Genomic DNA, 12588 nt, shown 5'->3' with positions numbered 1-12588 from the left:
AGATCCGAGCTGGTTCGAATTTTTGGTAAAATAGATGTTTTCAGCGGGGTTGAAGTAATGGAAAGGCTGGCACCATTGCGCGCAGGGAAGTTCGGCCTCGGAATCACAGTCACCATTGTAGGGGGACTCCTCACAGGAGTCGCGCTAGGCGCAAATCCCTATACGATCTCGCAAAGGGATCGCGAATTCAGGCCGCGAGAGATCATTATCAAACGCGGCGAGACTTTACGGTTCGTTAACGACGATGGCGAGCTCTTGCATCATGCCTATTTGAGCGCGGAGACGTTCGAGTTCGACAGCGGTGATCAAAAGCCGGGCAGCCAATTCGACGTCGTCTTTTCCGTGGCGGGTGACTACACGGTCCTGTGCGGCATTCATCCCAAAATGAAGCTTGGCGTGCATGTCACCAAGTAGAGACCCTAGAGTATCGAGGTGTTGAACATCGCGGCGTGACCGACGTAATAGGTGAACAGCGTCACGGTCAGCGCCGCACATAGTCCGGCGGGAGCGAGCCACGGGGCGCGATACTCGGCTTCTCTCGGGCGGTTGTCGGCAAGAATCGCAACCAGGACGACAATAATCGCCGAGTGCCCGATCACATCAAGCCAGCCGAATTCGAAGCACGCGCTGATGAACATGCCGAGCAGCATGGTGGCCGCAAGCCGCCTGACCAGCGGCGTCCAAGCCAAGGCAAAGGCAAGCGTGAACTCGACCATGCCTGCGGCCCGCATATAGAACTCATTGTCGAATCCAAGCGTGATGCCGGGGTGCTCGATCAGAAGCGGAAAGCTCCATTCCGGATAGGCCCACTTCTCCACTGACGCCCACATCAGAGTAACGGCGGTGGCATAGCGCACGACATCGAGCGGCGGAACGCCGAACAAATCCTTTTGCAATCCCGTGAGAGCAAGATAGGCCGCAAGGCCCAGAAAGATCGGGTAATCGGCCAGATGAAACGTGCCGTAATCGCGGACGGCAAGCCCGAACAACACCACGATTCCCGCCGCCGAGAACGGCATCGTGCGGCGCGACAGCAGGCCGGCAGCGATGGCAAGTTGAAGAAGTCCCACCTGAGGCGACGATGTCTTCAGTTCGGGGGTCAGGATGATACCGCCGACCGCCCAGAGCGAGATAAAGAAAAAGCCGCAGACCGCGCGGATCATCACCTCGGTGTGCAGCCGCAAGCCTTCCGTGACGCGGTTGATGGAGCGGACCAGCAGTTCGCCCAAGGACGTGCGTTCCACCACGCAGCCGGAAAAAAACCAGAGCAAGGCGACTCCGAGGAGCAGCTCAAAATCCCGGCACAGGACGTTCTCAAGGCCCCGCGGCTGTCCGGCGGCATCGTACGCACAGAACCATTTGACATGGGCGCTGGCAGCTTGAGTCCCCACGATCCAGAAGGAAAATGCGGCGACGGACTTCGAGAGCAAGGAAACGGCCCGAGATGCCGATATGGCATCCCGCGCCCACGAACTGAACATTTGAAAAACCGCCCGTTTTGGAAAGCACAGCTTTAACGATTTATTCACCTTAGCATATATTTTAAGGTTTGGGACCGCCGCAACAACCGCTGGCTGTTTGGTGGTTAATGGGACCAGCGCGGGCCGATTCAAGCGGTCAAAGGCCCCGACAAGTCCTTTCAAATTTTACAGATTTCGAGGACGAGCCCTCAATCTCGCTGTCGTACTGAACATCGAACAAAACGATGGCTGGAGCAGTCCATGTTCAGAGCATTTGATCTGGCGCGTGAGGCAGTAGGCTCGCTACTGGTCCGCCACGCAGAGCGCTTCGCAGTCCGCAGTGAAACTCTGGAGTCTTGGACGGGCGCCCTTGTTGTCCTCGGCTTTGGCCTGCTCGGATCGGCATTGCCGCACCTTTGCTGAGGCAGCTCAGAAGGACGATCGGGACAGTGTCAGCGCGGCAAATCGGGAACGGGAGTCGCTGTGGACGTGGCACTGAGCGTCTGCAGAAAGGCGACCAAGTCCGCCTTTTCTTTTGCGGTCAGAAACAGAGGTCGGATTGATGGCGACCGGCTTGGACGATCAATACCACCCCGATCATAGAGTTCGATGACGTCTTCGAGCGTTGCGATCGATCCGTCGTGCATGTAGGGGGCACGCTGCGCGACGTTGCGCAAGGTCGGCGTCTTGAACGCGTACCGGAGCTTTTGTGATGTCGGAAACAGCTGGCCGCGTCCTATATTGTCACCTTGTGCAGTGCCGATATCCTGAAACGATCCGTCTGTAAAAGATGGCCCGCTGTGGCAGTTTGAGCACCGCGCTTTGCCGTTGAAGATCTCAAACCCGCGTTTGGCCGCCGCGCTGATTGCGGTTTCCTCGCCCATGATCCAGCGGTCGAACGGGGACTCCTCAGCGACAATGGTGCGTTGAAAGGTCGCCAAGGCAGCTTCGATCCTGCGACGGGTAACGGCGCCATCTCCGTACGCGCTCGCGAACGCATCGACATAAGCCGGGCTGGCGGATAGCCGATCAATCACCTCCGATTCCGTCAGATTCATGTTGGCCCGCCCCGTGATCGGACCAAACGTGACCGATTCAATATCCTTGAACTTCCCGTCCCAGCCCAGCGGCTCGGTGAACGCCACATCGATCAGAGTGGGTGCACGCAACGGAAGGCCTTTCGGGTCCTCCCCGACAGCACGCGCAAGGCCATCGCCCCACGACAGCGACGGATTATGGCAGGTCGCACAGGAAACGGTTCGGGACCTCGAGAGCAGCGGATCAAAGAACAACATCTTGCCAAGAGCTGCTTTTGGCGCGGAGTAAGGATTGCCATCCGGGAAAGGAATCACCGCTGGTCGCCGGTAGCTTGCGCGCATCGCCGTGGCGTCGCCGGATGACTCAGCGGCCGTCGCGCCAAAGCGCGGCCCAAGCGGCACGAGCGCCGCAAGCAAAGCCAGGCTGACCCAGACCTTCATCGGCTTCCTCAAGAGTATAACCGCTTGTTATATGAACAACTTGGTCAACGAAACCTTAATGGCCCAGTGCCCAGTGGCGTCGAAAGGCGCCACTGCCCCGATCGGCTTCTGCCCCCCTGCGCGACTGCGCGACTATTAGGCTCCATCCGGCCATTAGTCCTCCCCGACCCTGCCCGACTTGGGTCAACTGATCGACTGCGTGAGCAGTCCGACCGATCCAGGCAGCTCACTACCCTGAATGCTCCGGGGTTAGAGCACGATCAACCTCTCTGCATCTAAGACCCGCCTTTACACTCCTCGATGCGAGGAAAGTCGGCAACGACACTTGCCCGCTCACAGTCGATCGATTGTAGTGCGAAGCTGCACGAGCATCGACAAGAACATGTCCAATTGCTCGTGCAGAGCAGACGTTTCTGAGGAAGACGTTGATGCCTCTCGCGTTGAGCGAGCTGCGTCGTCGAGCTGATTGAGCGCGACGGTCAACATCTCCCTCGAGAGGCTCTTAATACGAGCGAAATGGCGCATGGCATCGGCGAGATCCGGGTATCGCGATGCGATTACCGCGATGTTCTCGTCGGCGGATTTGGGGCTCTTGGGTTTGAATTGAATGACTTCAGTCATTGCTAAATACCTTCCCGTCCCACGTTGGATGCATTTTAGTGTAAAGGGCGGCTGCACTATTCTGCTAAAGCCCGCGAGCCAGGTGCTTCAATATTCGCTGCTGACTAAGCTGCCCGCACATTAGCTAGAAACTTCTGTACTTCCAGCTTCAAACGACTGCTGTCCTGCGATAACAATTTCGCCGCGGCAAGAACCTGGGTAGAGGCGGTGCCCGTTTCTCCAGCGCCCCGGTTCACCTCGGCGATGTTCGAGGCGACCTCAGTAACCCCGATTGCGGCCTGCTGTTTGCGCGTAATCTCCTGGTTCGCCGCGCCCTGCTCCTCGACCGCCGCGGCGATCGTCGAACAGATCTCGGAGATCCGCTTGATGACGCCGCTGACTTCCTTGAGGCTCGCAACGGACTCGCGGGTGGAAGATTGGATTCCGACGATCTGATCGCTGATTTCCTTGGTTGCTTTGGCGGTCTGTTCGGCCAGCGTTTTTACCTCTGACGCAACGACCGCAAATCCGCGACCAGCTTCGCCAGCGCGAGCCGCTTCGATCGTCGCATTCAAGGCGAGAAGGTTGGTTTGTCCGGCGATCGTATTGATGATCTCGACGACAGTTCCTATCCTGCTTGCGGCCTGCGAAAGCGTATGGACTCGTTCGTCAGCGTTCTCCGCTTGGCGCACCGCTTCACCAGCAATTCGCGCTGATTCTTGCACTTGCCGGCTGATCTCGTTGACCGAAGCCGCCATTTCTTCGGTGGCCGAAGCGACCGACTGCACGCTCGCTGACGCCTGCTCGGATGCTGATGCGACTCCGCTGGATTGATGCTGGGTCGAATCGGCGGTTTTCGTCAGCGACCCGGCGGAAGCCTCGAGCTCGGTGGACGCAGCGGAGACGGTTTCGACAATCTCGCCGACGGCCGCTTCAAACGCATTGGCGAGCTCGCGCATATCCGCCTTCCGCTGCTCGGCGGCGATGTGATCCTGTGCGGCTTTGGCCTCGGCTTCGGCTCGTGCCTTTTCGGCCGCCCTCAGTTTGAAGCGTTCAACGGCACTGGCAATTGCGCCAATTTCGTCTCGGCGACCAAGACCAGGAAGCACAACATCAAAATTTCCGTTGGAAAGCTCTAACATCGAGGCGGTCAGCGTTCGAATCGGCTTGCTGATGCTGCGTGACGTTAGCACCGAGAGAGCGATCCCAATCAGCACACTCAGAACGCCGAGGACCGAGGCCATTTTGATGGCTGTGACAAGATCTTCTTCCGCCCTTGATACTGTCGCTTGCGCCGCATTCTCGTAATCCTCGGCGAGTGGCTCCGCAATGGTTTCGATCTTGGCCCCTGCCGCAAGCGCCGCACCGACTGCGGACTTCGCTTCATCGGTGTCCAGGGCGGTGTTTCTTCCTTTGAACTCCCTCAGCCTGAGCGCCTTAGCTTGGTTGTCTTCGACCGCCGCTTTCAACTCCTTGACCCCAATCAGGCGGGCGGCACCCTTTGTGTCGGCAATGAGCCCATCGAGTCGTGCGAGCGCCTTCTTATAAGCATCGGCGGCCCTTTCCCAATGCGACTGGTCACCGGTACCCAGAGCCAGCCAAACATGCATGCGCGCCTCGAAGACACGCTTTTCTATGCGCTCGTCGTCGGCAACGTGATTTTTTTGTCTGATCACCACTGCGAAAGCGTCATTCGCGTTGTAGGAGGCGTGGATCGAGTACCCGCCGATCGCGGCCGTCAAGACCAGGAGTAAGCCGAAACCAATCATAAGGCGGCCGGCGATCTTTATGTTCGTGAGCATTGCAATGGCTTTCCAAATTGGAATGAAAAACAGGAATTCTAAATGGCGGACGCTTTCGACTTGGCAAGTTCAAGCATTTGCTCGATCAGTCTCAGATCACCTTGCAGCTTTGCCTTGATTGACGGATTTGCGATCTCTGCGGCCATCTTGCGTATTCGCAGGTGAGTCGCTTCCAGCAGGGTGATGGCGCCGGCAATTTCCAGCGTTGCATTCATGTGCAAAACTTCGACCTGCGAGAATGGTTGGCGATCCGGCGTCGGATCGCGGCTGGGACTCGGTTGCTCGGATACGCGGCTCGGCCTCGTAAAATTCAACACGTTTGACATTGCGGTCTCCACCGACCCAATGCTGAAAATGCATTGCGCAAATCAATCTAAAATTGTCCGATCCTTGTCTTCGAATAATTAATGGCTTCTTACTCACCCGGTATTTTCTCGTGTGTCGATGGTATCACGCAACCATGAGGTATGTGGCGCCGTGTCGCAGAGAACAAAGGGACCTCGAGGACCGCACTGATCGCCCTGACGGAATTTTGTTCGGGCTCGATGCGTGTGGCGCGTCGAGCGAGGTCAGGTGTTGACTTGTCGGACGCCGCTCCAGCGAGGCAGGCGACCAGGCGTTCATATCTATCGCTGTCCTCCGTTTACAACATAGCCAATGCGCAATGGCGCATCCGGAGGCCCAACATGGGAAGCGCCAGCATGGCCGGTCAGTTCGGCCGATGGTGCTCTCAATCCGAGCTCGAGATAGCTGGCGGCCTTTTGGAGGGCGGCGAGGCGTCGTGTGACGGGCACGCTCGACTTGGCTCGCCAGGGAGAGGCCTGGTCGCCATCCGTCCGAAAGCGAACGCAATATGCTCAATTGGAGTTTTGCCGCTCATGCCCTGAGCCGACAACCAGCCTGGTCCCTCGGTTCTAGTTTGGGAACGAACCAACGTGATTCCAAGTTCAATTTTGATCATGCAAGCCAAGGACGTTGTGCAACTAATCCCGCGACAACGGAGGAGAACTCATATGACAGCATTCGTCCTTGTCCCCGGGGCGGGCGGCATGGCTTGGTATTGGCACCGTGCGGTCCCGCTTATTCGCGCAGCGGGGCACGAACCCATCGCGGTCGATCTACCGGGCGATGACCAGCATGCCGGTCTCGCAGCGTATGCGGACATCGTCATCCACGCGATCGTGGAACGAAGTGACGTTATTCTCGTCGCTCAGTCGCTTGCGGGCTTCACGGTGCCCCTTGTTTGCGCGCGTGCGCCCGTGCGGATGGTCGTGTTCGTCAACGCGATGATCCCAAAGCCCGGCGAGACCGCCGGTGCATGGTGGGGCGCAACAGGAGCGATCGAAGCGCGAGAACAAGCCGCGGCGCGCCGCGGCTATGCGACGGAGTTCGATGCGGGAACGTACTTTCTGCACGACGTGCCGCAGGACGTGCTGCGCACCGGTCCAGAACGACCACGCGAGGAAGCCGAGACCGTTTTCGGCGAGCCCTGCCGCTTTGAGCGCTGGCCCGACATCCCCATTCATGTTCTTGCGGGAAGAGACGATCGCTTTTTCCCGATTGAATTTCAACGGCGTGTTGCGCGTGAAAGGCTCGGAAAGGAGGTGGAGGAAATTCCAGGTGGCCACCTCGTCGCATTGTCGAATGCTGAAGGGCTGACCGAGCGCCTTCTTCGGTATGAGACGGGTCTGACGCGCTAGTCCCTTCTTCCTGTCTTTTGAGCGCAGAGCCGAATTTATCTGTGGGCCACATCTTCGCTGGCGTTTCCCCGCCTAATCGGCAAGCAACAGCGATGGTCAGCTTCTGAACTGAGTAGCGAGCCAACCTTCGCTGAATCAGCGGTGGGCCGAACGCTCAAGCCGCGTCACGTCGGTTATCAGCGGTAGACCGGTCGTCTGTTCTCGTTTGTCTCATGGGCGCTACTGACCCAAGGTCGTGCGCGCCGCATTTGCGACGCCGCATTTGCACACGCGGCCGGTGCGACCGTCGAAAACGTGATACTCTGCGTCCGGTCGTCCTCTTGCGATGAGGATCGAATGAAGCGGCGGGAGTTCATAGCGGGCACTGCGGCGCTGCTCATTTCGCAGCGGCGTTTGCGAGCGCAGGGGACGCGCCATCGGCTCGGCTTTCTACTATCGGCGATGGGAGCGGGCCACCTCGTGCGGTCCGGCTTGCGCCCGTTCGAGTGGAATCCCACGATGTTGTGCTGATGATTCGAAGGTAGGCGTCACGTGCGCGAAGACCCAATAGTGATCCCCGTCCGACGCGAGGTTCACTACGTAAGCGAAGACCTCCCTCTTCGCCTCTATGGTATCCCACAACAGCTTGAACACACATCGCGGCATGTCCGGATGACGGATCACGTTATGCGGTGCACCGATCAGGTCCTCCAACCGGTATTTCGCGACGCGGAGAAATACGTCGTTCGCGTATGTGATGTCGGGCGCTATTCAACTTGAACGCTTGCCTTCCCACTCCCGCCATCAGCGTCCGCTCGATGTGGTTGGCTTGTTCCTTCGTCAGATTGACCGCTGGCCTGGTCTCAACCATTGCCGGTCCCTTTCGCTGCCGATCGTAGACCATCCAACCCTCGGACCCCTGGTGCGATCGATGGCGACATAGAGGTAGAGCTTGCCTTCAGCGGTCTCGAGCTCAGCGATGCCGATGTGGAGATAGCCCATCGGATAAGCCCTGAACTTTTTCTTCGAAGGCTCGCTGCCTTCGGTCTCCGGCAATCGGCTGATGCCATGGCGCTGAAGGCAGCGATGCAGGGATGACCACGTCAAATGCGGGATGGCCGGTTGTAGCGCATAGAGGCAATCATCGAGCGGCAGTAGTGTATGCTGCCCCTTAGCTGTTCATTCAGGAGCATCACGCTCTAAGCGCACCGCGCAGATCACCGTCGCAGGCGGCAACGATCTCATCGGACCGCCAGCTCGTATTGATCAAGAGCAGAGTTGGCGTGAAAGGCGATCAACATACAAACAGAAACCTGAGTTGATCGTGCGGCTGCGCCAGCATTTCCCCCGCAATTCACAGTCTGCCGGACTTGCATCAGTTCGTTCCCAATCCGGAACGTGGTGAAGCAGAAGTGGCGGGGCGTTGCACATTTACAACCCGCGCAGACACACGAGATACTAAGCTGATTGGTCGAGGCCGAAAAATACTTGATGTTCTTACTTCAATACGATCAGCGGGGGTGAGAGATGTTTGATGTCTACCGCAATGATAAATGCGACTTGCTCGTCCTGAGCAAAGGCTCTGCGATCCCCGTGCTCAACTGTAGGCACAAGTGGCGTAAGAGCAGACAAAGAGTTTTCAAAGTCAGCGACGAGATCAGGTCAGCCGTTCAAAGACAAGGCTATTACGTCCGTAGCTTGCGGGCAATCAAGAAGGGGATGATCTAGCGTCGAGTACGTCGGCGGCCTGCGTTATCCATGTGTAATCTCCATTCGATCACGCGAAGCAAGCCGTCATCCGGTCCGGCGCAAGGTTGAGGCGGGACTTACCCCATGGATCAAGCGAGCCCGGGCCAGTCTCGTCGCTTCGTTCGCCAATGGCGTCGCCAAGGATGAGGCGGCAGTGCGGGCGGCGATCACTTCGCCCTGGTCCAACGGGCAGACTGAAGGTCAGATCACGCGCCTCAAGCTCGTTAGACGTCAAATGTACGGTCGCGGGAAAATCGATCTGCTTCAAGCCAGACTAATCGGCGCAGAATAATCGGAGCTGCACCAAAATTGCGTCAGAGCCAAATTTGAACGCCGATTGACAGCCTCGATCGCGGCGGCGCTTTGCTCGTGCAATCTCAGGAGGCGTCCGCCCGAACTCCTTCACGGGCGATCCGCCGGCGCTGTCGGTGGTCGCGCCGCCGCCGCCCCCTTTGCGCCGGAAGCCGCGATGCCGGGGTTGCGGGGCCGGGCCGGTCCGACGGAGTTTCCTCGGCCGCAGGCTCCGGATCTCGAGGACGACCTTCCATAAGTTCGAGAACCGCCCGCCCCTTTTGGGTAATGCGCCACCCGCCGTTCAGGCGCTCGACGAGCGCTTGCGAGAAGATGTCCAGATCCGGGATGCGCGCGCCCAAGCGCTTGGTTCGCTCAGCCCAGTCGCGTCCGCTGGTAGCAAGAATTGCCATGTCGCGCTTGAGGTCGGCCATCACGGCGAAGCCGTCGGGGTAGCTAACCAGTATCTTCAGCACCGTGACCTGGAAATTCACCCTTAGCCCCCGCTCGGGACCTAGCGCCACATGGTCGGCGCTTCAGAGAGAGCCTCGCGGCCGACTTGCTTGAGGCTGTCCAGGGACGTCTCGCCTCGGGTAGCGGCTTCCAGGATCTTCGAAGCCACGTGCGCGCGAGCGCCTGTTTCGGTCCGGGAAACCTTTTCGCAGACCTCGTCCAAGACTGCGCGCAGAAGCGCAGTCGTAGCAGGATCCAACATGGGAGACCCCCAAAAAGAAGAATCGCAATCGCTGCGGCGTCGAATTCAAGAGTATTAAAAACCCCCGAACTCTACATTTCGGGGTGGACTTGGCAATAGCCCCGAAATTGCGTGTCCCTTGCCAAGGTCGCATGATACCTTATGCCAGTGCCGTGCACGCAATGACCGCCGCACCCAGTTCAGCGCCGAACACATGAAGAAATTCATCTGCGAGCAGAACATCGCAAATTTCGAAAGGCTGATGTCGGAGACGAGCGACCCCGTTCTGCAGCGGACGCTCGAAGGACTGCTGGCCACCAGCAGGCGCGAACTGGCGCTGCTGGAGGCCGAAAGACACGGCGCGCAGACCTCGCCGATCGGACCCCAGCACCTGAAACCGGTCGACGCCTCAGGCGTCCGGGAGCGACCGCGACCATGGAGTCGATTCCGAAGAGCGGCTCCGCCGGCAAGTTCGATGCCGGCGGGTCCCGCGGGTCGCCTCGGCATCGTAAGCGGACAATCGGCCTCGGCGCTCGTTAAGAGAGCCGGGACTGATTCCTTCCGGACCGCTATTTCGTCGGCCGCGGCGGGCCTTCCACCCACTTCCGGGCGGCGGGATCGTGCAGCGGATCGTCGTCGCAATCGGGCAAACGTAGCGCTCCCCGCCTCTGGCCGCCTCGTCGCCCAAGAGCTTCGTCAGCCGCCCGCAGTGAGGGCACGGCCTCTGGATAGGGTGCAGCAGCGACATTTGAGTTCCCCCGCCGCGGTCAGCCTAGTGCCGTTTGCCGCGCGGGCACAAGCGATGTCTTGACGTGAGCCCCACCGACCACTGAAGATCGGGCTAACGTGATGTTGCGGGGTGGCGTCATGGAAGAGTTCTACAGGGGCTTCGCGCAGCGCGCACGAGACCTGGCGGAGAAGGCAGACCCGTTCACACGCAGACGGCTGCTCGATTTGGCCAAGAGATACGACGCCAAGAGCAAACCTGCAGGAAACGCCAAGCCGCTGCCGCCGCCGCGCACCACCCCGCCCTCGACGCTCTCCGCCGGGTCCGGCGAAGCTTGAGGAGGGGCAGCCCAGCAGAGGTCTGCGACGCCTGCAACGGCGCGGGGCATCAGCCGGCGCGCGAGTCCGAGCCCGGCCGCAGGATCTTTCCGGGCCGCTGCACGAAGTCGCCCGACAGTACGCCAAGCTGGAGCGCTTGGCCTTCAGCCCGGGCGCTCTCAAGATGGCGGCCCGGTACAACATTGAGATCGATGTGCGGACCATCCTTCCGGCGATCCGCGTGCCGACCCTGGTGCTGCACCGCCAGGCCGACGTTATGTCGATCGAGAACGGCAAGTTCTTGGCGTCGCAGATTCCCGGGCGCCAAATTCGTGGCATATGCGGATTGCAGCGATCATCTGATCTTTCCAGGCGACCGGCCTCGCCTGTGCGGCGACATCGAGGAGTTCGTCACCGGTCACAGAGAGGCGACCGCGCCGGATTTCGACCGCGTGCTGGCGACCGTCCTGTTTGCCGATATCGTTGATTCGACACGGCGGGCGGCGGAGATGGGCGATCAGGCGTGGCGTCGGATGCTCGATGAACACGACCAAGCGGCCCAGCGCATCGTGGTGCAGCATCGAGGAAACTTGGTCAAGACAACCGGCGATGGAATCCTCGCGACCTTCGACGGACCTGGACGGGCGATCCGCTGCGCACTGGCATTCGAAGCCACAACGAGGCGCTTGGGCTTGCCCGTGCGGGCGGGGCTCCATACCGGCGAAATCGAACTCCGCGATGGAGGAGATATCGACGGCATCGCCGTCCACGCGGCCGCTCGTGTGATGGCGCAAGCTGGGCCAGACGAAGTTCTTGTCTCGCGAGTAGTCACCGACCTCGTCGCGGGTGCCGGGTTGAGGTTCTCCGACCGCGGAGCGCACGAGCTCAAGGGCCTGCCCGGGGCTGGGACCTCTTTGCGGCAAGCGCATGAACAGATAGCGTCCGCTCGCGACCTCCCCCAACCACTCGAACGCCTCGAGCACGCGTCCGATCGAAGGATGGCGGCGGTTCTTGATTTTCAGCTAGGCGCTCGACCGGCCCGCCCCGTAGGGACTGTGTGCGCGCTTGGACACGCCCTTGAGGCCCAAATCTCGGCACCATCTCCTTCCAGGAAAACGACGTACTGCAGGCCGTCGCGGTTCCGGCCAACCAGGTTTCTTCAGCCGCAGCTTCCGTCGCGCAGCGACAACGCGCGCAGATCCTGCCTTCGAACTCCAGCAAATCGAAAGCGAGCAACGGCGTCGCGTCGTAGAGACGGTTGTGCAGCTTAGTCGGCGATCGGGCTCGCTGTGCGGTACAATTCTCTCACGACTGCAGGCGCCGTCTCAGGGCGCCCCAATTCTCCAGCGGGGACAAGAAAGAAGTGGAGAAAAGTTGACGGCGCTCCACTGCCCGCCGTCAGGGCGGCGGCCTTTCCGCCGGCGATGAACAGCCCTTCTCCGGCATTGAGCATTTTGACCTCGCCATCAAGCGCGACCTCGGTCGATCCTGACATCTGATAGAGTATGCCGCTGGCCGCCGCGACGCTGCTCCTCTCGTCCGGCTGCAGGGTGACGCTCACCGCTTTGAAATGGACTGGCGCGTCGGTGACGGTCGGCAGTTTGGTTGCTGCGATCACTGTTCGTGTAATTGCCGGAGGAGCGGCGGTGGTTTGTGCGGTCCCGGAGGCAGGAAGCGCTATCGCGCCGAGCAACAATAGCCCGGTGCTCCTGAACTGCATGATTGCCTCCCAGGTTCAGCGGATCATCGGGTCATGATACGCTCTCCCAGCGCCACTTGGAATGGCAGGAC

At 59.8% G+C, this 12588-nt stretch carries 14 protein-coding genes and 3 pseudogenes; 6 read left to right on the top strand and 11 right to left on the bottom strand.

Annotation, left to right across the window (positions count from 1 at the left end; all coding sequences use genetic code 11):
- Positions 1 to 57 precede the first annotated feature (57 nt).
- Positions 58 to 414: a methylamine utilization protein gene (locus BLV07_RS43075; RefSeq protein WP_091898640.1), complete on the top strand. Its 357-nt coding sequence runs from the start codon at positions 58 to 60 to the stop codon at positions 412 to 414.
- Between the two features lie 5 nt (positions 415 to 419).
- Here the strand turns inward: BLV07_RS43075 and BLV07_RS43070 are convergent, their stop codons facing one another.
- From BLV07_RS43070 to BLV07_RS43050, 5 genes are all read right to left on the bottom strand, one after another.
- Positions 420 to 1481 (bottom strand): hypothetical protein, encoded by a 1062-nt coding sequence (locus BLV07_RS43070; protein ID WP_091898638.1) that lies wholly within the window; start codon positions 1479 to 1481, stop codon positions 420 to 422.
- A gap of 431 nt (positions 1482 to 1912) precedes the next feature.
- Positions 1913 to 2938: a cytochrome-c peroxidase gene (locus BLV07_RS43065; RefSeq protein WP_091898636.1), complete on the bottom strand. Its 1026-nt coding sequence runs from the start codon at positions 2936 to 2938 to the stop codon at positions 1913 to 1915.
- A 333-nt stretch (positions 2939 to 3271) separates the two neighbouring features.
- Positions 3272 to 3559 carry a hypothetical protein gene (locus BLV07_RS43060; RefSeq protein WP_091898634.1) on the bottom strand — a complete coding sequence of 96 codons (288 nt, stop codon included), beginning with the start codon at positions 3557 to 3559 and terminating at the stop codon, positions 3272 to 3274.
- Between the two features lie 104 nt (positions 3560 to 3663).
- On the bottom strand, positions 3664 to 5340 hold the full coding sequence (locus BLV07_RS43055) for a methyl-accepting chemotaxis protein (RefSeq protein ID WP_091898632.1): 1677 nt from the start codon (positions 5338 to 5340) through the stop codon (positions 3664 to 3666).
- A gap of 38 nt (positions 5341 to 5378) precedes the next feature.
- The gene (locus tag BLV07_RS43050) at positions 5379 to 5666 is read right to left on the bottom strand and encodes a hypothetical protein (RefSeq protein ID WP_091898630.1); all 288 of its coding nucleotides are present in this window, start codon (positions 5664 to 5666) and stop codon (positions 5379 to 5381) included.
- A gap of 633 nt (positions 5667 to 6299) precedes the next feature.
- Here BLV07_RS43050 and BLV07_RS43045 point away from each other — a divergent pair.
- Positions 6300 to 7040, top strand: coding sequence for an alpha/beta fold hydrolase (locus tag BLV07_RS43045; protein WP_210187857.1), 741 nt, complete (start codon positions 6300 to 6302; stop codon positions 7038 to 7040).
- A gap of 461 nt (positions 7041 to 7501) precedes the next feature.
- On the opposite strand, the pseudogene BLV07_RS49465 reads toward BLV07_RS43045, so the two are convergent.
- Positions 7502 to 7778: pseudogene (locus tag BLV07_RS49465) on the bottom strand (PAS domain-containing protein); the annotation flags it as partial.
- A gap of 162 nt (positions 7779 to 7940) precedes the next feature.
- A pseudogene (locus BLV07_RS43035) lies at positions 7941 to 8186 on the bottom strand (IS481 family transposase); the annotation flags it as partial.
- 360 nt (positions 8187 to 8546) lie between these two features.
- On the opposite strand from BLV07_RS43035, the gene BLV07_RS49460 reads away from it, so the two are divergent.
- Together BLV07_RS49460 and BLV07_RS43025 are read left to right on the top strand one after the other, a co-directional pair.
- Positions 8547 to 8747 carry a hypothetical protein gene (locus BLV07_RS49460; protein WP_091898627.1) on the top strand — a complete coding sequence of 67 codons (201 nt, stop codon included), beginning with the start codon at positions 8547 to 8549 and terminating at the stop codon, positions 8745 to 8747.
- A gap of 79 nt (positions 8748 to 8826) precedes the next feature.
- Positions 8827 to 9060 (top strand): annotated as a pseudogene (locus tag BLV07_RS43025) (transposase); the annotation flags it as partial.
- An 85-nt stretch (positions 9061 to 9145) separates the two neighbouring features.
- Here BLV07_RS43025 and BLV07_RS43020 read toward each other — a convergent pair.
- From BLV07_RS43020 to BLV07_RS43010, 3 genes are all read right to left on the bottom strand, one after another.
- Positions 9146 to 9553 (bottom strand): hypothetical protein, encoded by a 408-nt coding sequence (locus BLV07_RS43020; RefSeq protein WP_091898664.1) that lies wholly within the window; start codon positions 9551 to 9553, stop codon positions 9146 to 9148.
- Positions 9554 to 9573: 20 nt separating this feature from the next.
- On the bottom strand, positions 9574 to 9774 hold the full coding sequence (locus tag BLV07_RS49455) for a hypothetical protein (protein ID WP_091898625.1): 201 nt from the start codon (positions 9772 to 9774) through the stop codon (positions 9574 to 9576).
- A gap of 139 nt (positions 9775 to 9913) precedes the next feature.
- Positions 9914 to 10111: a hypothetical protein gene (locus BLV07_RS43010; protein WP_091898623.1), complete on the bottom strand. Its 198-nt coding sequence runs from the start codon at positions 10109 to 10111 to the stop codon at positions 9914 to 9916.
- A 509-nt stretch (positions 10112 to 10620) separates the two neighbouring features.
- Between BLV07_RS43010 and BLV07_RS43005 the strand changes: the two genes are divergently transcribed.
- Together BLV07_RS43005 and BLV07_RS49450 are read left to right on the top strand one after the other, a co-directional pair.
- Entirely contained in the window at positions 10621 to 10818 is a 198-nt protein-coding gene (locus BLV07_RS43005; RefSeq protein WP_091898621.1) for a hypothetical protein, read from the top strand.
- Between the two features lie 191 nt (positions 10819 to 11009).
- The gene (locus BLV07_RS49450) at positions 11010 to 12068 is read left to right on the top strand and encodes an adenylate/guanylate cyclase domain-containing protein (RefSeq protein ID WP_349525675.1); all 1059 of its coding nucleotides are present in this window, start codon (positions 11010 to 11012) and stop codon (positions 12066 to 12068) included.
- Here the strand turns inward: BLV07_RS49450 and BLV07_RS42995 are convergent.
- Positions 12065 to 12517, bottom strand: a complete 453-nt coding sequence (locus BLV07_RS42995) for a hypothetical protein (RefSeq protein ID WP_091898619.1) — start codon at positions 12515 to 12517, stop codon at positions 12065 to 12067. The genes BLV07_RS49450 and BLV07_RS42995 overlap by 4 nt on opposite strands.
- Between the last annotated feature and the right edge of the window lie 71 nt (positions 12518 to 12588).

Origin of the sequence: Bradyrhizobium sp. Rc2d, assembly GCF_900099855.1 — a bacterium.
Taxonomy (GTDB): domain Bacteria; phylum Pseudomonadota; class Alphaproteobacteria; order Rhizobiales; family Xanthobacteraceae; genus Bradyrhizobium.
This window is presented reverse-complemented; position numbering and strand designations above follow the sequence as displayed.